1 protein-coding gene is annotated in these 865 nt (G+C 66.8%); it reads right to left on the bottom strand.

Features of this window, described 5'->3' with window-relative positions; genetic code table 11:
• Positions 1–792 (bottom strand): hypothetical protein (locus MKK63_RS16885; protein WP_244003754.1); only part of this gene is annotated, 792 nt, incomplete at its 3' end.
• Between the last annotated feature and the right edge of the window lie 73 nt (positions 793–865).

Here is an 865-nt window from a genome sequence, read left to right as displayed (position 1 = left end):
CAGGCTCGGGATGGCGTTGGAGTTCGGTAGGCGCGTGCCCGGGTCCGCAACAGGGTTCGGAGCGCCTTGCCCGTACCGATAGACCTCGGGCGTCTCGACCCTGAAGAAGCCGGTCCGGGCCGCGGCCTCGGGGGCGATCTTTGAGTACCGGTCGAGCGAGGCGTTGTGCGCGTCGATCGCATGCCGCGCCAACGTCTCCTGCGCGTCCACGATCTGGCGCAGCGCCTGCTCCGTCTTCGACCGGTCGCCACCCGCAATCGTCTTACCGAGCTGCAAATCCATGTTGGTCGTGTGACCCGCCTGGGAGACGGCCTTCGCCAACTCGGCCTGCTTCTGAGTCGAGGCAGCATCGAAGCTGTACGAGGCGTTGAGGCTCGAAGGATCGATCCCTAGAAGCTGCGCCCCGATGGCCTGGGCCTGAGTGCGCCAGTCCGCGCCCGATCCCGAGATCACGCCCTTGTCGAGGGCTTCCTTCTGCCGGCTGATGGCCGCGAGCGTGCCGACTGCGCCCTGAGCCTTCTGATAGCCACCGGTGATGTTGTCGCCGATCAGCTTGTCCAAGCCCTCGTTGGCCTTCTTATCGGGCTGCGGCGGGACGATCGTCTGGACGTTCGGATTGGCACCCGGCGCACCGGGAGAGCTGCCTTCTCCTGCCGTGGCGGCAGAAGCCTTGTCGGGGAACAAGCTGCTTTTCCGCACGGCGATCGTCCCGCCCTGGCCGTCCGACTGCAGGACGATGTCATCCTTGGCGTGCGCGTCCGCGACGGAGGCGAGGGCGTCGGCCTTCTTCACCTCCTGATCAAGGGGGATGCCGGACGGCCCAAGAAGGTTCGCCTGCCCTGGCACCCCACCGTTCCGGTTCAGG

The organism is Methylobacterium sp. J-088, assembly GCF_022829295.1.
Taxonomy (GTDB): Bacteria; Pseudomonadota; Alphaproteobacteria; order Rhizobiales; family Beijerinckiaceae; genus Methylobacterium.
This window is presented reverse-complemented; position numbering and strand designations above follow the sequence as displayed.